A 20,233-nucleotide genomic window follows, 5' to 3' on the forward strand; every position below is an offset into this window, starting at 1 on the left:
GATCACCTCACCGTGCCAGCGCAGCGGCGGCGCTGCGCCGACCGGAAAGAACCAAATGGGCGATCATCATGATCAGCATGACGGTCATCACCATCATCGCCAGTGCGGCGCCGAAGGGCCAGTTGCGGGCCGCGAGGAACTGCTGTTCGATCAGGTTGCCGAACATCATCACCTTGGCGCCGCCGAGCACCGCCGGCACGACGAAGTTGCCAAGCGCCGGAATGAAGACGATGACCGCGCCGCCGGCAATGCCGGGAGCGGTCAGGGGCAGGATGATGCGCCAGAAGGTGCGCAGCGGCCCGGCGCCGAGATCGAGCGAGGCGCGCACCAGAGTCCAGTCAAGTTTCTCGACGCTGGCATAAACAGGCATGAACATAAAGGGAATGAACACATAGGTCATGCCGAGGATGATCGCGCCCCTGGTGTAGATCAGGTCGAGCGGCCGCTCGATCAGCCCCGTTGACAGAAGCATCTCGTTGACGAGGCCGGTCTGGCGCAGGATCAACACCCAGACGAAGAGCCGCACGATCAGGCTGGTGAAGAAAGGCAGCGTGATCAGGAACAGGCAGAAATTCTTCCAGCGCTCGGAAAGCCGGGCGATGCAGAAGGCGGCGGGATAGCAGACGAGAAGGGTCGCGAGCACCGTCAGGGCCGCGATCTCGACCGAGCGCAGGAAGATCGCGATGTAGATCGGATCGAACTCCTCGAACATCGGATCGGCAAAACCGAGGATGCGACCGAAGTTATGCGGGTAGAAGGTCCACTCCACCCCACCATAGAGGCCGGGCGCGAGAAGGCTGGTGACGACCATGATCGCGAGCGGCCCGAGGAAGAAGACGGCAAGGAAGGCCGAGACGGGTCCGAGCAAAACGGCGAGCTGAAAGCGGCGGCGGCTGGCGATCGACATCTCACGCACCCCCGGCATTGGCACCGATGAGGTGCACGGCAGCAGGGTCATAGGCAAGCCGCGCCTTGCGTGTCCGTTCGACCGTGCCGACGAGATTGCGCCGATTGGCGGGAACTTCCGCAATCACCTTGCGTCCCTCGGCAGTGCGGCCGAACAGCTCGAAGGTGGAGCCGACAAAAACGATCTGGTCGAGATCGACGTCGATCGTCGGAAAGGGGGCGTTTTCCTCCGCAAGGAAGAACTGTTCCGGCCGGATCAATGCCGTCGCTTTGGTCGAAATTTTCTTGTCGCAGGGCTGGTGGCGGATCGCCATGCCATCCGCCGTCATCAGCCGGTCGCCGTCGAGCGTGCCCTCGAACAGGTTGCTGGCGCCGATGAAGGTGGCGACGAAGGTGTTGACCGGGTGGTCGTAGATGGCGCGCGGCGTATCGAGCTGCTGGATGCGGCCACCGGAGAGCACGGCGACGCGATCCGACATCGTCAGCGCTTCCTGCTGGTCGTGGGTGACGAAGATGAAGGAGATGCCGAGCTCGTTCTGCAGCGTCTTCAGTTCGATCTGCATCGCCTGACGCAGGTTCTTGTCGAGCGCCGACAGCGGTTCGTCGAGCAGCAAGAGTTTCGGCCGGGCGATGATGGCGCGGGCCAGCGCCACGCGCTGTTGCTGGCCGCCGGAGAGCTGGCGCGGCCTGCGGCCTTCCATGCCTTCCAGTCCTACCATCTTCAAGGCGGCGGAGACCTTTTCACGGCGCGCCGGCTTGGCGACGCCCGCGACTTCCAGCGAATAGGCGACGTTTTCGCCGACCGTCATGTGCGGAAACAGCGCATAGTTCTGGAAGACCGTGTTGACCGGGCGGCGGTAGGGCGGCCGGTCGGTGATGTCCTCGCCGTCGATGAGGATCGAGCCGCCGTCGAGTTCGACGAAACCGCTGATCGCCTGCAGCAGCGTGGTCTTGCCGCAGCCGGAAGGCCCGAGCAAGGTCAGGAATTCGTTGCGGCGGACGTCGAGATCGATGCTGTCGAGAGCGGTCACGATGCCGCCTTCCGGAGTGGTGAAGGCCTTGCTCGCCTCCACCAGCCGGACGATGGAATTCTGCATACTTCTGTTCCCCAAAATGTTATGCAAATAACGCTTGTGCGTTTCCGATATATGGATACCATTTGCCTATCGGAGTCAACGGCCACCAGAAGCCGTGATCCGGAAGCGGCCGGCAAGGGCCGTAGAGGGGCCGAACGGCCATGACCATCAGAGGAGAATGATGATGACAATGACGAATGGGGTGACGTGTGAAGGCAAGAGGCCTTTCGCCACCCGCGCACGTGGCGTGGCCGTTTTACTGACGACACTTTCCGCTCTGTTCGGCACGGCGCAAGCGGCTGAGCTCAACATCTACAACTGGGGCGAATACATCAATCCGGCTGTCCTCAAGAAGTTCGAGGAAGAGACCCAGATCAAGGTCAACCTCTCCACCTATTCCTCGAACGAGGAGATGCTGGCGAAGATCCAGGGTGGGGCCACGGGTTACGACATCGTCTTCCCGTCGGTCCACATGCAGGACATCATGGCCAAGCTCGACCTGCTCGAAAAGACGGACATCAACGACTACGAGGGCTTCAAGAATATCGACCCGACCTTCCTTCGGGCCAAGAGCGATCCGAAGGGCGAGTATTGCCTACCTTACGCCTTCGGCTCGGTCGGCATCCTCTACAACAGAAAACTTCTCGGCAAGGACGTGACCGGCTGGCGCGACCTGATCGAGACGGTGAAGGCGAAAGGGCTGAAGTTCACGCTGCTCGACGACATGCGCGAGGTGCTTTCGGTGGGTCTGATCCTCAACGGTCACAAGGTCAATTCCACCGACCCGGCGGAATTGCAGCAGGCTGCCGATACGATCATCGCGATGAAGCCCGACGTTGCCGCCTTTACCTATGACACCCGCCCGATGGTCGCCGCCGGCGATGTCGCGGCTGGTCACTTCTTCGTCGGCTCGATGGTCGATGTCTTCGCCAACCCCAAGGATCTCGGTTACGTGATCCCGGAGGAAGGGGCGACGATGTACCAGGAGGATATCTGCGTCCTGAAGTCGGCCCCCAACAAGGACAACGCGGTCAAGTTCCTGCAGTTCTATACGCGCCCGGACGTCGCGGCGCTCAATATTGAACAGCAGACCAACGGGACGGCCAACGTGCCGGCGCGGCAATTGACCCCCGAGCAGATCAAGAACAGCAAGGAAATCAACCCGCCGCCGGAAACCATGCAGAAGCTGCAAATCTTCGAAGACCTCGGCCCCGGCGTGCGCCAGCTCGACCGGGTCTGGACGAAGGTGAAGACGGCGGAATAAACACGCGATGCGATGACAGGAGCGGATGCGGGTTTGTTACCCGGCATCCGCTTCGGCAGACTTGCGTGTATCCTTACCTCGTGGCTGAGGATAAACATGCAGCTATTCAAAGTGCTGCAGCGACCTTTTTCCGTCTGATAAGACCGGTGGCGCTGTAGAATGGGAGGGGACGTGGCACCGCGCATCCTGAAGCTGCTGCGCAGCGACGAGATGAGACGCTCGAAGTCGGACAAGCTCATCGCCAACTACATCGAGCGCAACCTCGCCGAGATCCCCTTCGAGACGGCGCGCTCGATCGCGACCCGCCTCGAGGTCTCGCCGATGACCGTCGGGCGCTATCTCCGGCGTTTAGGCTTCGATGGCCTCGACCAGCTGAAGCACGAGCTCAGGCGTGACGGCTCCAACAATCCCGCCTGGCAGGTCAAGGGCTCTGTCGGCCGGTTGCGGGAGGATAACCGCGAAGGCAAGCTGCTTGCCGGCCTGATCCAGCAGCAGGTCGACAATCTCGGCATGATCTACGAGCTGACGACCGCGCCGGAATGGCAGCAGACGATCGACGCCCTGATTGCTGCGAGCGAAGTCTATGTCGCCGCCTATCAGAACGTTCGCGGCATCGCGCAATATTTCGCCAGCCAACTGTCCTATACCCGGCCGCGCGTGCAGTTCGTCGACGGCCTCAACGGCACCTATGCCGAGCTGCTCGATGGCTCGGTCGAGGGGCGTGTGCTGTTCCTGCACGATGTGCGCCGTTTCGCCGCCAAGGCGCGGCCGCTTGCCGAGGAAGCCCGCCGCGCCGGCGTCAAGGTCATCCTCTATACCGACGAGTTCTGCCCCTGGGCACCTGAGGTCTCCGATATCTGCCTCATTGTGCCCGGGTCGCACGGTCCGCTGTGGGACGGGGCGGCGACAACCGTCGCGGTCATGGACCTGCTCTTGAGCAACATCATTGTCGTGCTCGGCGATGATGTCGGTGAGCGCGTCGCCCAGCTGACCCGGCTGCAGAACATCTTCGGCGATTTCGAGGACTAGAGCGCCGTGCGTTCGTTTGAACGCACAAAGGACGCTCTAGCACTTTGATTCTAGAGCATCTTTCTGCCTCAAATGATTCCACTTGAGGGCAGGATGCTCTAGGCAGCGATACCAGGAAAAGTGTGCAGCGGTTTTCTGTCCGGAATCGCGTCCAAAATTCGAAGTCTCCGTTCAGCCCTGGGTCGCCTGCGGGATGTAATCCCGCGCAATATCGATCGATGTCGGGCGCCCATCGAGAAAGAGCTCACCGATGCGCGGCGCCGTCCGGGCGATGACCTTGCCAGCCTTGATCACGAACAACCGGTTTGGCTTCAGCCGCAGGGCCTCGCTGACATCGGCCGCCTGCAAGAGGACCAGATCGGCCTTGAAGCCCACCTCCAGCCCATAGCCCTCAAGGCCCATGGTTTTCGCCGAGTTCACGGTGATCGCGTCGAAGATCCTGCGCTTGTCCTCGATGCCGCCCATCTGCGTCACGTGAACAGCCATATGGGCGACTTCCAGCATGTCGCCCGATCCCATCGAGTACCAGGGATCCATGACGCAATCGTGCCCGAAGGCGACGTTGAGCCCCGCCGCCATCAACTCCTTCACTCGTGTCATGCCGCGGCGTTTGGGATAGCTGTCGTGGCGCCCCTGCAGCATGATGTTGATCAGCGGATTGGGGATCACGTTGATCTTCGCTTCCACCATCAGCGGGATGAGCTTGGAAACATAGTAGTTGTCCATCGAGTGCATCGAAGTGAGATGCGAGCCCGCAACGCGTCCCTGCAATCCGAAGCGCACGGTCTCGGCCGCCAGCGTCTCGATGTGGCGCGACAGCGGGTCATCGGTCTCGTCGCAATGCATGTCGACGGGCAGGCCGCGCTCGGCAGCGATGCGGCAGAGCGCCTCCACCGAGCGTGCGCCATCCTCCATCGTCCGCTCAAAATGGGGAATGCCGCCGACGATATCGACGCCCATGTCGAGCGCACGCTCAAGCGATGCCACGCCATCGGGCGCGCGGTAGTAGCCATCCTGCGGGAAGGCAACGAGCTGCAGGTCGATATAGGGCGCGACCTTCTGCCTGACCTCGAGCAGCGCTTCGGCCGTGACCAGCCGAGGATCCGACGTGTCCACATGGCTGCGGATGGCGAGAAGCCCCTGGCTGACGGCGAGATCGCAATAACGCAGCGCCCGCTCGACCAGCGCCTCCTTGGTCAAGGTTGGGCGCAACTCGCCCCAGAGCGCGATGCCCTCAAGCAGCGTGCCGGAGACGTTCATCCGTGGCAGGCCGAGCGACAGCGTTGCGTCCATGTGGAAATGCGGATCGCAGAAGGGTGGGCTCAGCAACCGGCCGGTGGCGTCGATCTCTTCGCCTGCGGTCGCGGCAAGGTTCGGCTCGATTGCGGCGATCTTTCCGCCCACAACACCGACATCAATGCCCTGGCGTCCGTCCGGAAGGTTGGCGTTGCGGATGATCAGGTCGAACATGGCTGGCTTCTCCAGATGTCAGCGCCGCTTGTGGACCAAGCTGGCATGCCTACGATCCGAAGCTCTTGCGATAGGCGGCCGGCGACGTGCCGAATCGACGAACGAAGGAACGACGGAAGGCGATATCGTCATGGAAGCCGATATCCGTGGCAATCTTTTTGAGTGGAATGCCGGTGTCTTCGGCAAGCCTGCGCCCCGCCTCCAGCCGCATGCTCTCCACATAGTCGGCGGGCGTCATGCCCACCTCCTGTTTGAACTGCCTGGAGAAGTTTCGCTCGCTCATGCCGACGCGCCGGGCAACCGCTGCGACGCTGAGGTCGGCAGAGAGATTGTCGGCAATAAAATCCTGAGCCGCACGAATGGGTGTCTTCTGTGCAAGCTGGCCGGCGAGAAGGGTGCTGAACTGGGTCTGGCCGCCGGGCCGCTTGAGAAAGACAACGAGTTCACGCGCGACCTTCAAAGCGATGTCCAGGCCGAGATCCTTCTCGACGATGGCAAGCGCCAGGTCGATGCCGGCCGTTACGCCGGCTGAGGTCCAGACGTTGCCGTCCTTGGTGAAAATGCGGTTGGGCTCGAGTTTCACCTCCGGGAAGCGCTTGCCGAATTCCGCCGCTTGCGACCAATGCGTCGTCGCCCGCCTGCCGTTTAAGAGGCCCGCCTCGCCGAGCACGAAGGCGCCGGAGCACACCGATCCGAAACGGCTGGCGCGAGCCGATGCTTCCTTCACCCAGGTGAGAAGCGATGCCGGCAGTGGCCGTTCATGAATGAGCGGATCCCCGGCCACAAGCAACGTATCGATGTCGGAAAAACCTTCCTCCAGCGACCGATCCGGCAGCAGCGTCAACCCGGAAGATCCGCGCACCGGACTGCCGGACGCGCTGACGACCTCCACGGAATAATGGTCGGTGCCGCTCTGACGGTTGGCCTCCGCAAACACGTCCGAGGGCCCGATGACGTCGAGAAGCTGCACGCCCTGCATGGCGACGATGGCGATCTTGTGAACGGCCATTAACGAACCTCGAACAATCTGCCGGTCAGGACGATGCTGACCGTACGATAGAAGACGACAGCGATGGCGCCGGCAAGAAACAGGAAGAACAGTCCCGCCAGGCCGGTCAGGATAGCGCTCCCGGCAGAAGCGGCATACCGGAAGAAGGCGATCGACAGGGCAGCAAGCGGAAAGCTGATGGCCCACCAGGTGACGCTAAAGGGAACATGGGAGCGGAACACCATCGGCGACAGGACGAGCATGAGAAACAGGGCAAAGTAGAACAGGACCGTGGCGAAGAGATCGACCGAACCCGTGACGTTAGTATAGGCGAGGAAGCCGACGGCAAAGGGGGCGACGAGAACCATGAGGGACGGCCGAGCCAGCGCCGGAAGCGGATCTTCGTGGCGCAACCGCGAGAAGATGAGCGCGATAAAGACCGCGGCGATGACGCTGCCGACCGAAAAGGCAAGCATATTGACTTCATGCGCCCAGGAGAACGGCATGGCGTGGCCGGTAACGGCGATATCAAGGGTGGCGACGCCGGGGATGAGTAGCGGCGGCAGGGTGGTATCGCGCGACTGCTGCCGGCCGAGGAAGCCTCTGGCGACGACATAGGCGAGGGCGAAGGTCAGCGCAGACGCGATGGTCCAGACGACCTCTGACAGCAGCGGGCTGTAAAGGTTCAGAAAGGCAGACTGCAGAAGCAGGCCGATTGCGACGGTCGCAAAGAAGTTGCTTTGAACCGGATGGGCGAATTCAGCGGCGACCAAGCCAGGGTGCCGGCGCCATTTGATGGCATAGCCCAGGGCAAGGCTCAGAAAGATCGAGGTACCGAGCCAGCCGACATATTCCCCGGGAAGGGCCGGCAGTCCGATCGTCCTGGTGGCTTCGCGCCAGGCGAGGCTCAGGCCCGTGATGCCCATTACCGATGCGAACAGGTTGATCGGAAGCTGCGAGATCGACCGCTTGGTCAGCGGCGTGCTGTTCGAGAGATCTATGGATTGAACGGTCATTGGCTTGTTCCTGTCCGAAAGAGTGCTGACAGGATTAAAACACGCTACACCTTTGTCTTGAATGATGCAAACAGTACGATTTCGGACTGGCTGCGTATGTTTCCGGCCAAGGACCGCTCAGTATCGCCGCCAGGTCGGTTGCCGACCACCGCGGCCGGGTCACGGTGCCCCGTAGCTGCGCCAGAGAACATAGAGGCTGACCGAAAAAATGATGGCGCGGAAAATCTGCGTCAGCGTATCGCGCTGGGTCGCAAGCCGGGTGGAGACGAAGGTGCCGACGATTCCGCCCAAAATGCCGCCGGCGATGAAGTAGCCGGCGATGCGCCAGTCCACCAAACCCGAGGAAGCGTAGTTGATCGCGGTCGTCAGGCCGAAGGTGCCGACGGCAAGCAACGACGTGCCGACCGCATTGATGAGCGGCATGCCGGTTGCAAGCAGGAGGCCGGGGACGATCAGGAAACCGCCGCCGATGCCGAAGAAACCGGAGCAGGTACCGGTCAAAAGCGCCGTCACTCCGGTCTTGCCGTGCGTCCCGATCGAAAGCGATTGCGGCGTGGCCGCCGTGTCGCACTTTACCTTTTTCATGGCGAAGCTGACGAACATCATCACCAGCCCGAACAGGAACAGCAGGCGCTGGCCGTCGACCAGTTTGCCGAGGCTAGAGCCAAGATAGGCGCCGAGCGAGCCGGCCACCGTGAAAATCAGAGCGCACCGCCACCAGAGGTGGCCGCGAAGCGCATGGCTGATGAGGTTGAGATAGGCGTTTGCGGAAACGGCGAGCGCTCCGGTGCCGAGCGCCGTATGTACGTCGCGAATGCCGACCACATAGATGAGGAGCGGGGTTGCCAGGATCGAGCCGCCGCCACCGATCAGGCCGAGCGTGAAGCCGGTGAGCGAGCCGGAGCCGATCGCGAGCAGCATTTGCTGGAAAGGATCCGCCACGATGCCTCTACCCCCAGACCGAACCGGGAAGGGCGTCGAGCGGGATTTTCAGGTAGCGCCGGCCATTGTCTTCGGTGGCCGGGAGCTCGCCGCCGCGGACATTCACCTGCAGCGCATGCAGAATGAGTTTCGGCATCGGCAAGGTACGGTCGCGCGCCTCGCGTAAGCCGACGAAATCGGTCTCGGACTTGCCGGCGACATGGGGGTTTTTGGCCTTCTGCTCCGCGACCGTGCTTTCCCAGCGCGCCTCGCGGCCTCCTGCGCAATAGTCGTGGCCGGTGAAGAGCCGAGTCTCATCCGGCAGTGCCAGGATCGCCTGGATCGAGCGCCAGAGGTCGGCAGCGCTTCCGCCGGGAAAATCGGCACGGGCCGAGCCGCTATCGGGCATGAACAGCGTGTCGTGAATGAAGGCTGCGTCGCCGATCACATAGCTGATCGACGCGAGTGTGTGGCCGGGCGAATGCAGGACGCGAGCCTTGAGCTCGCCGATCCGGAACGTCTCGCCGTCAGTAAACAGCCGGTCCCACTGCGAGCCGTCGCAGGCGAAATCCGGCCAGTTATAGATCGCTTTCCAGATCCGCTGCACGCCCTTCACGTGTTCGCCGATCGCCGTCGGCGCTCCCGTCCGGGCCTTGAGATAGCGCGCCGCCGAGAAATGGTCGGCATGAGGATGGGTGTCGAGGATCCATTCGACGGTCAGGCCTTTGGCCGCGACATGGTCGATGATCGCGTCGGCATTCCGCGTGGCGGTCGAGCCCGACTTCTCGTCGAAATCGAGCACCGGGTCGATGATCGCGCATTTGCCCGTCGCCGGATCGGCAACAACATACTGGATGCTGCCGGTGCGGGCGTCGTAAAAGCCGGTCACATCGGGCTTATGCATAGGCGAGCGCCTCTTCAGCCGTTGCGCACGGGAAGAAGATGGCGCGAGCGGGGTCAAAATCGTAATCGGCTTCGAAGGTGGGCGCGTCCGCCGCCAGCTGGGCGACGCAATCGAGGATGAACTTCACCTTTTCGTCCGAAAGCAGGACGCTGAAGTTCAGCCGTGTGAACCCGGGCTTCTCGATCTCTTCGCCGGCGAGGATCGCCTGTCGGATCTGTTCGGAGTGTTCGGCATCGATCGACAGTAGCCGGTGTACGTAGGGCCCGGCACAGGCGCAGCCGCCGCGTGCCTGGATGCCGAAGCGATCGCTGAGCATGCGAGTAACGAGCTGCTGGTGGACATAGCCGCCCTTGCCGTTCCTGATGCGGAAGGAGAAGATCGGCAGGCGATCCGGTTCCTTAAGGCCGAGCAGCTCCAGCTGCGGGACGGTCTTCCAGGCGGCAAAGGCCTGTTGGGCCAGCGCGCGGTTGCGCCTTTCCATTTCTTCAAGACCGATCGCATGCTTGACGATGAAGGCGAGGGCTGCGCGGATGTCGCCGACGACATTCGGTGTTCCCGCTTCTTCGCGTGCTTCGAGATTGCCGCTGTAGTCGTGGGTATCAGGCGAAACGAACTTCACGGTGCCGCCACCCGGCCAGGTCGGTTTGTCGGTCACGACGCCGTCGCGGCGAACGATCAGGATGCCGGAGGCGCCCGGACCGCCGATGAACTTGTGCGGCGAGACGACAATGGCGTCGATCTCGAAACCGGCAGGCGACATGGAAATCGGAATGTAAGGACCGGCGCCGGCATAGTCCCAGATCATCTTCGCGCCGGCCGCCTTGACCATCCGGGTGATCGCCGCGACGTCGCTGGTGATGCCGGTGATGTTCGAACCGGCGGACAGGGCGCAGATGGTCAGATCAGGCGCACCGGCGTTGAGCGCTTGGGCAAGCTCGGCAAGGTCCGGCCCGCCCGCCTGGCATTCGGCCAGTTCGACGATCTCAGCACCGCTTTCACGCCATGGCAGGATGTTGGAGTGGTGCTCGTAGGGCCCGATGATGACGCGGACTTCTTTGCCTGCCGCTACGGCTTCGGCAACGCCGAACAGCTTGACCAACCGGTTGATGCCCGAAGTGGCGCCGGAACCGGTGAAAATCACGGCGTGGTCGGCAGTCGCGCCACAGAATTCGCCGATCAGCGCGCGCGCTTCCCGCCGCAACCGGGTCATGAAGCCGCCGCAATAGGAGGCTTCCGTGTGGCTGTTGGCGTAATAGGGCAGGACTTCGTCGAGCACGAAGCTTTCGATCACCCGCAGTGCCCGGCCGGAAGCGACATAGTCGGCATAGACGAGCGGCTTCGTGCCGTATGGGCCGACGATCTGCGCCTTCGCGCCGACGAGATCGTCCCGAAGATCGGCAATCACGCCCGGGCGGTTCAAAGCCTGGCGGAACTTGGCAAGCGGGCTAAGCTCCTCACAGGAGTGGCGGTGAACTGTTGGAACGATCATCTCGCTGACCTCCCTTGGAGCGAACATTGACAGCGATTATATTCCCCTTCATGGTCAAAAAATTCACCTATCTTCCTGCGCCAGCCGCGCTTTATTGTGTCAAATGATCGAAGAATCATCAAAAATAGATAGTTTTGATCTGAAGATCATGACGTTGCTGCAAAAGGATTCGAGCCTCTCGCAGCGTGAGTTGGCCGAGCGGGTCGGGTTATCGCAAAATGCCTGCTGGCGGCGCCTTCAGCGTCTGCAGTCGATCGGCATGATCCGGGGTTCGCACTGCGACATCGATCTCAGTGCTCTGGGCCTGGATCTGACGGTGATCGTGATGATCCGCACACGCCATCACTCCAAGGAATGGAGCGACGGCTTCCGGCAGCATGTCGAGCGACTGCCGGAAGTGATCGACTTCTACAGGATCGGCGGGGACTGGGACTATCTAATCAAGGTGGTGACCCGCGGCATGGGCGGCTACGACGCCTTTTATCAGAAGCTCATCACCAACTTCGATCTCGCCACGGTCACGGGCTTCTTTTCCATGGAGGCGATCATCAACAATCGCCCGGTGGATCTCAGCCGGTTGAAGTAAGGCGCCGGGCTCCGGCGCCCCATTTTGTGGTCACATCACGCCGAAGCGCTCGAAGGCCTCGACCGTGCTCATGCCGGCCTCGATCGCGAGGCGCACCTTGCTTTCGGTTTCGGCCTTTTCCAGCGCCAGCGCGATTGCTTCCCGTTCCGCCTCGCGCGGGATGACGAGCACGCCGTCACGGTCGCCGAAGAGGATATCGCCCGGCCGGATGCGGATGCCGCCGATCTCGATCGGGATACCGTAGTCGACGACCTTGCCGCGCGGCCCCTGGTCCTGCGCATAGGATCCGTAGCAGAAAGTCGGAAAATCGAGCGCAAGAATGCCGGCGCTGTCGCGGCAATAGCCGTCGCAGATCGCGCCGGCGGCTTTTAGTTTCATTGCACGGGTCGACATCAGCTCGCCCCAGACGGCGTAACGTGGCGAGGAGCCGGAACAGACATAGATCTCGTTGGGTTTCAGGCTATCGAGCGCGTGGAACATCAGGCCGAACGGTTTCGAGCTGAATTCCGAATGGCCGCTCGCCTCGGCGGTTGCGAAGAAATCGGCTTCGAGTACGGGCATCGCCCGCCCGACGGCGACCATGTCGTCGCGGAGCGCCCGGATCTGCGGCGGCAGGAACTGGTGTTGCAGCCCCATCGTGTCGAGGATGTCGCCGACCACGGCCGTGAACAGACGGCTGCGCATGGCGGTAAACAGTTCGGTATCGTCTTCAAAACGTGTCATTTCTCTTCCCTCAAGCCATGTGTGCCATGGCGGTAGCGATGCCCTGCATCACGCCTCTGATTTCCGCGAGGCCCTTCAACCGGCCGATCAGCGAATAGCCGGGGTTGATCCGCCCCTTGCCGATGTCGTCGGCCAGGAGGTGCCCGTGATCCGGGCGAAGCGGGATTTGCCAGTCGGCGCGGCCTTCCTGTAGCCGACGCTCCTGTTCCTGCATCAGCGCAAGGATCACTGCCGGCATGTCGCTCGATCCGCCGAGATGATCGGCCTCGTAGAAGGAGCCGTCCTCCTCCCGCTGGACATTGCGCAGGTGGGCAAAGTGAATGCGTGGGCCGAATTCACGAACCATGGCTGGCAGATCATTGTCGGTGCGCGTGCCATAGGATCCGGTGCAGAAGGTGATGCCGTTGGCTTGGCTGTCGACGGCGGCGAGGATGCGCCTTACATCCGCGGCCGTCGAAACGATGCGCGGCAGGCCATAGAGCGAAAAGGCCGGATCATCGGGGTGGATGCAAAGCCGGATACCGACCTCCTCCGCCACCGGAACGATCTCCTTGAGGAAGCGCGCCAGGTTGGCATGTAGGGCGTCTGCCGTCACGCCGTCATACTCGGCAAGGGCGGCCAGAAAGCTCGCCCGATTGAACTGCCGCTCGGTTGCCGGCAGGCCGGCAATGAGATTGCGTTCGATCCGGTCGATCTTCGCCTGGTCCATCTGATCGAAACGCTGGCGGGCGGCGAAAATCTGCCGTTCGGAGTAACTATCCGCGACGCGCGGCCGCTTCAGCACGAAGAGATCGTAGGCGGCAAAGTCGACCGCGTCGAAGCGCAGCGCATAGCCGCCATTCGCCAACGGCTGCATCAGCTCGGTGCGCGTCCAGTCGACCACCGGCATGAAGTTGTAGCAGACAGTCGTGATACCCGCGCGCGCCAGCGCTCGCAGCGTGTCCTTGTACCAGCCGATGTAGCGGGCGCTGTCGGCGGTCGCGAGCTTGATCGAGTTGTGAACCGGGATGCTCTCGACGACACTCCAGCGCATACCGGCGGCTTCAATCAGCGCCTTTTGGGCAAGGATCGCTTCATCCGACCAGGGCGATCCGTCATAGATATGATGCAGCGCCGAGACGATCCCCGTGGCCCCCGCCTGCCGGATATGGCTGAGCGGCACCGGATCATTTGGCCCATACCAGCGAAAACACTCTTCCATCAGTCTCATGCAGAACTCCTACCCCGCGTCAGTGGCTATTGTTGGACCACGCATGTCAATAATGTCCGATTGGTCCAACAATTCAAGCCTTATGGGCGCAATTTCGGACGATGTTGGCAACTTTGCGCGAAATTTGAGAGATTGCGCTTGACTGAACGCGCAAACTGGACCAACAAATAGAGCATCGCAGGGAGGATGGCCGGTGAGCAGTTCTGTACGAGAAGAGGCGTTGTCGGGTGTGGAGCCCGTCGAGCCAGGCAAGACCTCGGCCGTGGACCGGCTGGTCGAGCAGATCCGCGACATGATCTCCGAGCGCGGTCTCGGTATCGGCGATGCGCTTCCGACCGAGCGCGATCTTGGCGAACAATTCCAGGCCGGGCGCAACACGGTGCGCGAGGCGCTGCAGGTGCTGCGCGCCTATGGCATGGTCGAGACGCGACCGAAGGTCGGCGCCGTTATCAGCGGCGGCCACGGCGAGGCGATCCGCCGGCTCTTTGCTTTTCACAACGGCATCTCGCCGGACTCTTTCCGCGACCTGCAGGGCTTCCGCCGCATCATCGAGACGGGTGTCGGCGAGCACATCATCCTGACGGCTGCTGACGCCGATTTCGACCGGCTGGATGCGATCAACGCGCGGATCCTAGAAGCGGACAGCATCGAGGAAGCGGCGCAGTGCGACTACCAGTTCCATCAGGCGATCGTGGAGCTATCCGGCAATCGCACGACGGTCGCTGCCTACCACATGCTGCGCTCGGTGATCGAGGAGGTCATGCGGCTCGGCAAGGCGGAGCGCCCGGTGCATGCGGCGACTTTCGAGGCCCATGCCGAGATCATCAGGGCGCTGAGGGCCCGCGACCGCATCGCCTACGTCTACCTGATGAGCCGCCACCTGGAGTTCGGCATCCGCTTCGTCGATGCCGCGCCCGGCGGCCAGCCGTCGCGATGAGCACATAGAGATTTTCGCCTGGACCGCTCCCCAAATGGGCGGTGCTGGCATCCGTTTGCCGGATCCACTCGCCCGTTGGTCCGGCGGCACGAACAGGGCACTTGGGAGGAGAACCGACATGAACAATTCGAAACGTCACATTCTGGCGCTTGCAGCATTGCTTGCCACCGTCAGCCTTGCGCCGGGTGCGGCACACGCCGGCGGCAAGGCGATTGCCGGCATCGTATTCCAGCAGGACCAGTATTTCCGCGGCATCCAGATCGGAATGGAAAAGGCGGCCGAAGCCGCCGGCGACGAACTTCTGGCCGGCAACAGCGACAGCAAGCTGGAGAAGGAAGCCCAGCTCATCGACACCTACATCGCCCGCGGCGTGAACTCGATCGTCGTGGCGCCGCTTTCGGCGGACGCTTCGGTACCGGCGCTGAAGAAGGCGCGTGACGCCGGCATCACGGTCGTCACCTACGGCACCTCGGCCAATGGCGACGTCGCACAGGCGACGGTGACGAGCTCGGATCGCGATATCGGCATCGGCACCGGCAAGGCCGCGACCGATTTCTTAAAGACGCTCGGCAATGGCGAGAAGGTCAAGATCGGCACGCTCGCCTTCAAGGCGCTGCTGCCTGAGCAATCGAATGCCCGCGTCGATGGTTTCCTGAGTGTCGTCAAGGATCAGGTGGACATCGTCGCGCAACAGGACGCCTGGCTCGCCGAAAAGGCACTGGCCGTCGCCAGCGACATGCTGACGGCCAATCCCGATATCCGGGTGATCTATGCGGCCAACGAAGGCGGCACGATCGGTGCGGTGCAGGCGGTCAAGAAGGCGGGTCTTGAAGGCAAGGTCTTCGTCTTCGGCACCGACGGTTCCGAGCAGCTCGCCAACATGCTCTTGAACTCCGACAACGTGCTGCAGGCGACGACGGCGCAGCAGCCGCTCGAGGTCGGCAAGCAGGCAATCGAAGCCGCGCAGAACCTGCTCGACGGCAAGAAGATAGAGACCAAGGTCAACGTGCCCGTTCTGCCTCTGACACGCGTCAACGCTGAAGGGGTCGCTGCCTACAAGGAAGGCCTGAAGGCCCTGAAGTAAGAGCCTAAAAGTGAACCGAGCGGCGGGCATCGCCGCCGCTCCTTCGCCGCCGACAGCAGGAAAACCGCATGAGCTATCCGCAACTAAGGTCAGCCGCGTTGCAAGGGGTGCAGGGACGGCTGGACTTTCGGACCGTGACCAAGCGTTACGGCCCGACTGTCGCCCTCTCCGAATTCACCCACAGCTTCGCACCCGGCCAGGTGCATGCCCTCATGGGCAAGAACGGCTCGGGCAAGTCGACGCTGGTCAAGCTTCTCGCCGGCGTGACCGAGCCGACATCGGGCACGATCAGCGTCAATGGCGAGGACCGCCACTTCACCTCGCCGCACGACGCCTTTGCCGCCGGCATTGTCACCGTGCACCAGGAGCTCTCGCTGGTGCCGGAGCTCTCTGTCGGCGAGAACATCTTTCTCGGTCGGCTGCCGCACCGCCGCCGCGCCGGTTTCAGCGTCGTCGACTGGGCGGGCCTGCACAAGCGCGCCGGTGAGTTGCTGGCCGACATGGGGCTTGCGATCGATTCCCGCCAACCGGTCTCCGCACTCAGCGTCGGCCAGCAGCAGGTCGTCGAGATCGTCAAGGCAATGTCCTTCAACCCGTCTATCCTGCTTCTGGACGAGCCGACCTCGGCGCTGGCTTCCCGCGAAGTCAAACAGCTCTTCGCGCTGATCGAGCGGCTGCGCGCCCGTGGCGTGACGATGATCTACATCACCCACCGCATGAGCGAACTCTTCGAAATCGCCGACACTTGCACGGTGATCCGCGACGGCCACTATATCGGCTCGGTCGCGATGAAGGAGACGACGCCTTCCGCGATTGTCGGCATGATGTTCGGCGATGCGGCGCGCGCCACACGTCCGCCGCGGCGAACGCTTGACCGCGCCAAACCCGTGCTCGAGGTCCGCAATCTCAGTCGGGCCGGACATTTTCAGGATGTCTCCTTCGACCTCTATCCCGGCGAGATCCTCGGCATCGCCGGTCTGCTTGGTGCCGGCCGCACCGAGCTCATGCGGGCGATTTTTGGGGCCGACCGGATCGACGGCGGTTCGGTCACGTTCGACGGTCGCGACATGACCGGTGCCAGCCCGCGCGACATGCGCAAGGCCGGGCTCGGCTATACGCCGGAAAACCGCAAGGAGGTCGGCCTCGTGCAGTCGCTCTCGACGGCGGACAATCTCTGCATGGCGAGCCTCGGGCCGATTTCACGCAACGGCTTCATCTCGCGCCGGCGCGAGCAGCCGCATGTCCGCCGTCAGATTGCCGATCTGCACATCAAGTGCGGCGATCCGGAACTGCCGGTGTCGTCGCTGTCAGGCGGCAACCAGCAGAAGGTGGTGATCGGCAAATGGCTGAACCGGCAGCCCTCGGTGATGTTCTTCGACGAGCCGAGCCGCGGCGTCGATGTCCAGGCCAAGCGGCAGATCTTCGACATCATCTGGCAGCAGGCGGCTGACGGTCTCGCCAGCCTCTTCGTCTCGACGGAACTCGAGGAAGTGCTGGAAGTCGCCGACCGCATCCTCGTCATGCACCACGGCGCTGTCGTCGCCGAGGTGGATCCGACGAAAACCGACCTTACCGAACTTTACGGCCTGTGCATGGAAGGGGCCAAGCAATGACACTTGTGAGCCAAACGACCGAAGCTGGTGGCCAGAACACGCCGCTCAAGTTCCTCAAAACCTACCCGATGGAGATCATTCTCGCGGCGCTGGTGATCTTCCTGATCCTGGTCGCGCCCGGCTTCGCCTCTACCGGCAATGTGCTGAACGTGCTGCGCACGGTCTCGATGCTCGGCATCATCGCCTTCGGCATGACCGCCGTGATCATCAGCGGCGAAATCGACCTTTCGGTCGGAGCCGGTGCCGCGCTCGCCGGCTGCATCGTCGCCTGGTTCGCCGACCGCTTCGCCGGTGTCTTCGGCGACTGGGGTGCGGTCACGGTCGGTTTTGGCGTGGCGCTGTTACTCGGCTTCACGCTCGGCTACCTCACCGGTCGCTTCCGGCAATGGTTCAACGTGCCGACCTTCATCACCACGCTCGCGCTTTTCGCGGCGCTGCGCGGTGTCGCCAACCTGATCACCGGCGGCTTCCCGATGTCGTCCTTCCCGCTGGGCTTCGATTTCCTCGGCGGCGGCTATCTCTTCGGCATTCCGTTCCCGGTCTATATCTTCGCGCTGACCTTTGCCGGCATGCACTTCCTGATGAAGTACACGAGCTTCGGCCGCGAGGTTTATGCCGTCGGCGGCAATATGGAGGCGGCACGCCTTTCCGGCATCGACATCTGGAAGGTGAAGGCGCTGACGCTCGGCCTCACCGGCGCGCTGACCGCCGTGTCCGGCACGCTGATCGCCTCGCAGATTGGGGCTGGAACCGGGACGACGGCAACCGGCATGGAGCTCGACGTGATCGCGGCCGTCATCATCGGCGGCACGTCACTCTTCGGCGGCAAGGGCCGTATCTGGGGCACGCTGATCGGGGTCCTTTTCCTCGGCTGCATCTCCAACGGCATGACGCTGATGAATGTCAGCGAGTACTGGCAATACGTCGTGCGCGGCGGGATCATCCTTGGCGCCGTGCTTCTCAACCAGGTCCTGGAACGGGTGCGTTGAGACCGGAGCGGGGTGCTCGCATCCCGCTCCCTCAAGAAAATCGATCACGCTTGTGATTTCGGGTCTGTGCGGCCCGAGACCATCGCGATCCATCGCGGAGACAATCATGACTGAATTCAAGGGAAAAACCGCGCTGGTCACCGGCACCTCAGGGATCGGCCTCGCCTCGGCAATCCGTCTGGCTTCATCAGGGGCGACTGTGCTGGCCTGCGGCAATGACGTCGCCACCAATGAGATCTTCGATCGGATTGCCAAAGAACGCGACCTGCCGATGTCGACACGGCTGACGGACGTCTCCGTCGAGGCCGAGGTGGAGGCAGCGGTGCGCGGAGCGGTGCTGCGCCATGGCGGGCTGGACATCATCGTCAATGCGGCGGCCGTTCATCCCTATGGCACGGTTCTCGATACCAGCGCCGAGACCTTTGCGCGCTGCCTCTCGGTCAATGTCGGCTCGATCTATCTGACCGGTCGCTTCGGTATTCCGGAAATGATGAAGCGCGGCGGCGGCGCCATCGTCAACATTTCCTCGGTGCAGGGCCATGCCTGCCAGCAGAACGTTGCGGCCTATGTCGCCTCCAAGGGCGCGATCCATGCGCTGACCCGTGCCATGGCGCTGGACCATGCGGCGGCGAAGGTTCGGGTAAACTCGGTCAGTCCCGGCTCCGTACGCACGCCGCTGCTCTCGCTCGCGGCCCGCACCTATGGCGGCGAGGGCGTCAGCGAGGCGGAAGCCTTCGCCCGCTTCGGCGCCGCGCACCCGGTCGGACGCATCGGTGAGCCGGAGGAGGTGGCGGAACTCGTCGCCTATCTCGCCTCCGACCGCGCCGCTTTCGTCACCGGTTCGGATTTCCGCATCGACGGCGGCCTCACTGCCGGTATCGGCGTCAAGTAATCAGACAGGAATTGATAAGATGAAGATCGGCCTCGGGCTTTACCGGGAACAGCTCACCCCGGACAATTTTCAGTTTGCGCAGCAGGCAGGTGCGACCCATGTGGTCGCGCATCTGACCAACTATTTCGCCGGCAAGGATCCGAAGATTGACAGCGGTGACCAGGGCGGCTGGGGCGATTGTTCCGGCGACCGGCTCTGGACTTACGAGGAGCTGTCGGCACTGGTGAAGGACGTGCGCGCCGGCGGCCTGGAGATCGCGGCGATCGAGAATTTCTCGCCGCGCTTTTGGTCCGACGTGCTTCTCGATGGACCTGAGCGCGCCCGGCAGATCGAGGGGCTGAAACAGCTGATCCGCGATGCCGGTCGCGCCGGCATCCCCTGCATCGGCTATAACTTCTCGCTCGCCGGCGTCTATGGCTGGACACGCGGCCCCTATGCCCGTGGTGGCGCCGAGTCCGTCGGCTTCGGGGTCGAAAACAGTATCGCGCCAAGCCCGGATGCGCCGATTCCCGACGGCATGGTCTGGAACATGCGCTACCGCCGTGGTGTCGCGGGTGCCGCTTCGGTCTCCGTCAGTTCGGCGGAGCTCTGGGATCGGCTTGCCCATTTCTTGAAGAAAGTCGTCCCGGTCGCCGAGGAGGCGGGTGTGGTGCTCGGCGCCCATCCGGATGATCCGCCGGCGGAGGAGTTGCGCGGGACTGCGCGGCTCGTCAATCGGCCAGAAAAATACGACCGGCTGATGGCCATCGTCGACTCGCCATCGAACGGCCTGGAGCTCTGCCTCGGCTCGCTGCAGGAGATGCCGGGTGGCGATATCTATGAGCACGTCCGCCGTTTCGCCCGCTCCGGCCGCATTGGCTACATCCATTTCCGCAACGTACGCGGAAAGATGCCGCGTTATGTCGAAACCTTCGTCGACGAGGGTGATATCGACATGGCCGAAATCATCCGCATCCTACGTGACGAGAACTATCAGGGCGTGATGATCCCGGATCATACGCCGGCGATGACCTGCGGCGCCTCCTGGCACGCCGGCAAGGCTTTTGCGCTCGGTTACATGAAGGCGCTGGTGCAAAACGCTGAGGCGCTTGGGCCGTCGCAGTCGATCCCGAAGAGCGTGGCAGCGGAATAGGAGA

General features: G+C 62.8%; 19 protein-coding genes. 9 read left to right on the top strand and 10 right to left on the bottom strand.

Features of this window, described 5'->3' with window-relative positions; genetic code table 11:
- Positions 1-7: 7 nt before the first annotated feature.
- Together AC3WWH_RS08950 and AC3WWH_RS08955 are read right to left on the bottom strand one after the other, a co-directional pair.
- Positions 8-907 (bottom strand): ABC transporter permease, encoded by a 900-nt coding sequence (locus tag AC3WWH_RS08950; protein ID WP_058322724.1) that lies wholly within the window; start codon positions 905-907, stop codon positions 8-10.
- Position 908: 1 nt separating this feature from the next.
- Entirely contained in the window at positions 909-2,003 is a 1,095-nt protein-coding gene (locus AC3WWH_RS08955; protein WP_058322725.1) for an ABC transporter ATP-binding protein, read from the bottom strand.
- A gap of 169 nt (positions 2,004-2,172) precedes the next feature.
- On the opposite strand from AC3WWH_RS08955, the gene AC3WWH_RS08960 reads away from it, so the two are divergent.
- Both AC3WWH_RS08960 and AC3WWH_RS08965 read left to right on the top strand, forming a co-directional pair.
- Entirely contained in the window at positions 2,173-3,246 is a 1,074-nt protein-coding gene (locus tag AC3WWH_RS08960) for a polyamine ABC transporter substrate-binding protein (protein ID WP_058322963.1), read from the top strand.
- A 171-nt stretch (positions 3,247-3,417) separates the two neighbouring features.
- Positions 3,418-4,275 (top strand): MurR/RpiR family transcriptional regulator, encoded by an 858-nt coding sequence (locus AC3WWH_RS08965; RefSeq protein WP_057251212.1) that lies wholly within the window; start codon positions 3,418-3,420, stop codon positions 4,273-4,275.
- Between the two features lie 171 nt (positions 4,276-4,446).
- Here the strand turns inward: AC3WWH_RS08965 and AC3WWH_RS08970 are convergent, their stop codons facing one another.
- The 6 genes from AC3WWH_RS08970 to AC3WWH_RS08995 all read right to left on the bottom strand — a co-directional run bounded on the left by AC3WWH_RS08970 (position 4,447) and on the right by AC3WWH_RS08995 (position 11,063).
- Positions 4,447-5,745, bottom strand: a complete 1,299-nt coding sequence (locus AC3WWH_RS08970) for an amidohydrolase family protein (protein WP_110880243.1) — start codon at positions 5,743-5,745, stop codon at positions 4,447-4,449.
- 49 nt (positions 5,746-5,794) lie between these two features.
- Positions 5,795-6,754 carry a GlxA family transcriptional regulator gene (locus AC3WWH_RS08975; RefSeq protein ID WP_058322727.1) on the bottom strand — a complete coding sequence of 320 codons (960 nt, stop codon included), beginning with the start codon at positions 6,752-6,754 and terminating at the stop codon, positions 5,795-5,797.
- On the bottom strand, positions 6,754-7,749 hold the full coding sequence (locus AC3WWH_RS08980; protein ID WP_058322728.1) for an SLAC1 anion channel family protein: 996 nt from the start codon (positions 7,747-7,749) through the stop codon (positions 6,754-6,756). Before AC3WWH_RS08980 ends, AC3WWH_RS08975 begins: the two co-directional genes overlap by 1 nt.
- A gap of 159 nt (positions 7,750-7,908) precedes the next feature.
- Complete coding sequence (locus tag AC3WWH_RS08985; protein WP_057251208.1) at positions 7,909-8,670, bottom strand: sulfite exporter TauE/SafE family protein; 762 nt, start codon at positions 8,668-8,670, stop codon at positions 7,909-7,911.
- A gap of 28 nt (positions 8,671-8,698) precedes the next feature.
- Complete coding sequence (locus AC3WWH_RS08990; protein WP_058327646.1) at positions 8,699-9,574, bottom strand: MBL fold metallo-hydrolase; 876 nt, start codon at positions 9,572-9,574, stop codon at positions 8,699-8,701.
- On the bottom strand, positions 9,567-11,063 hold the full coding sequence (locus tag AC3WWH_RS08995) for an aminotransferase class V-fold PLP-dependent enzyme (RefSeq protein ID WP_113513346.1): 1,497 nt from the start codon (positions 11,061-11,063) through the stop codon (positions 9,567-9,569). The genes AC3WWH_RS08990 and AC3WWH_RS08995 overlap by 8 nt, the downstream gene beginning before the upstream one ends.
- Positions 11,064-11,166: 103 nt before the next feature.
- On the opposite strand from AC3WWH_RS08995, the gene AC3WWH_RS09000 reads away from it, so the two are divergent.
- Positions 11,167-11,649: an Lrp/AsnC family transcriptional regulator gene (locus AC3WWH_RS09000; RefSeq protein ID WP_057251205.1), complete on the top strand. Its 483-nt coding sequence runs from the start codon at positions 11,167-11,169 to the stop codon at positions 11,647-11,649.
- A 30-nt stretch (positions 11,650-11,679) separates the two neighbouring features.
- On the opposite strand, the gene AC3WWH_RS09005 is transcribed toward AC3WWH_RS09000, so the two are convergent.
- Complete coding sequence (locus AC3WWH_RS09005) at positions 11,680-12,372, bottom strand: RraA family protein (RefSeq protein WP_057251204.1); 693 nt, start codon at positions 12,370-12,372, stop codon at positions 11,680-11,682.
- A gap of 10 nt (positions 12,373-12,382) precedes the next feature.
- On the bottom strand, positions 12,383-13,573 hold the full coding sequence (gene uxuA / locus AC3WWH_RS09010; protein WP_058322731.1) for a mannonate dehydratase: 1,191 nt from the start codon (positions 13,571-13,573) through the stop codon (positions 12,383-12,385).
- A gap of 202 nt (positions 13,574-13,775) precedes the next feature.
- Here uxuA and AC3WWH_RS09015 point away from each other — a divergent pair, with 202 nt between their 5' ends.
- From AC3WWH_RS09015 to AC3WWH_RS09040, 6 genes are all read left to right on the top strand, one after another.
- Complete coding sequence (locus AC3WWH_RS09015) at positions 13,776-14,519, top strand: FadR/GntR family transcriptional regulator (RefSeq protein WP_492376913.1); 744 nt, start codon at positions 13,776-13,778, stop codon at positions 14,517-14,519.
- Positions 14,520-14,637: 118 nt separating this feature from the next.
- A complete protein-coding gene (locus AC3WWH_RS09020; protein WP_057251201.1) occupies positions 14,638-15,603 on the top strand; it encodes a substrate-binding domain-containing protein in 966 nt (321 codons plus the stop codon).
- A gap of 68 nt (positions 15,604-15,671) precedes the next feature.
- A complete protein-coding gene (locus tag AC3WWH_RS09025) occupies positions 15,672-17,216 on the top strand; it encodes a sugar ABC transporter ATP-binding protein (protein WP_093233378.1) in 1,545 nt (514 codons plus the stop codon).
- Entirely contained in the window at positions 17,213-18,205 is a 993-nt protein-coding gene (locus AC3WWH_RS09030; protein ID WP_057251200.1) for an ABC transporter permease, read from the top strand. Before AC3WWH_RS09025 ends, AC3WWH_RS09030 begins: the two co-directional genes overlap by 4 nt.
- A gap of 106 nt (positions 18,206-18,311) precedes the next feature.
- On the top strand, positions 18,312-19,097 hold the full coding sequence (locus AC3WWH_RS09035; RefSeq protein ID WP_492376914.1) for an SDR family NAD(P)-dependent oxidoreductase: 786 nt from the start codon (positions 18,312-18,314) through the stop codon (positions 19,095-19,097).
- Between the two features lie 19 nt (positions 19,098-19,116).
- On the top strand, positions 19,117-20,229 hold the full coding sequence (locus AC3WWH_RS09040; RefSeq protein ID WP_058322735.1) for a mannonate dehydratase: 1,113 nt from the start codon (positions 19,117-19,119) through the stop codon (positions 20,227-20,229).
- Positions 20,230-20,233 lie beyond the last annotated feature (4 nt).

The organism is Ensifer sp. EB106-03-01-XG145 (assembly GCF_058792075.1).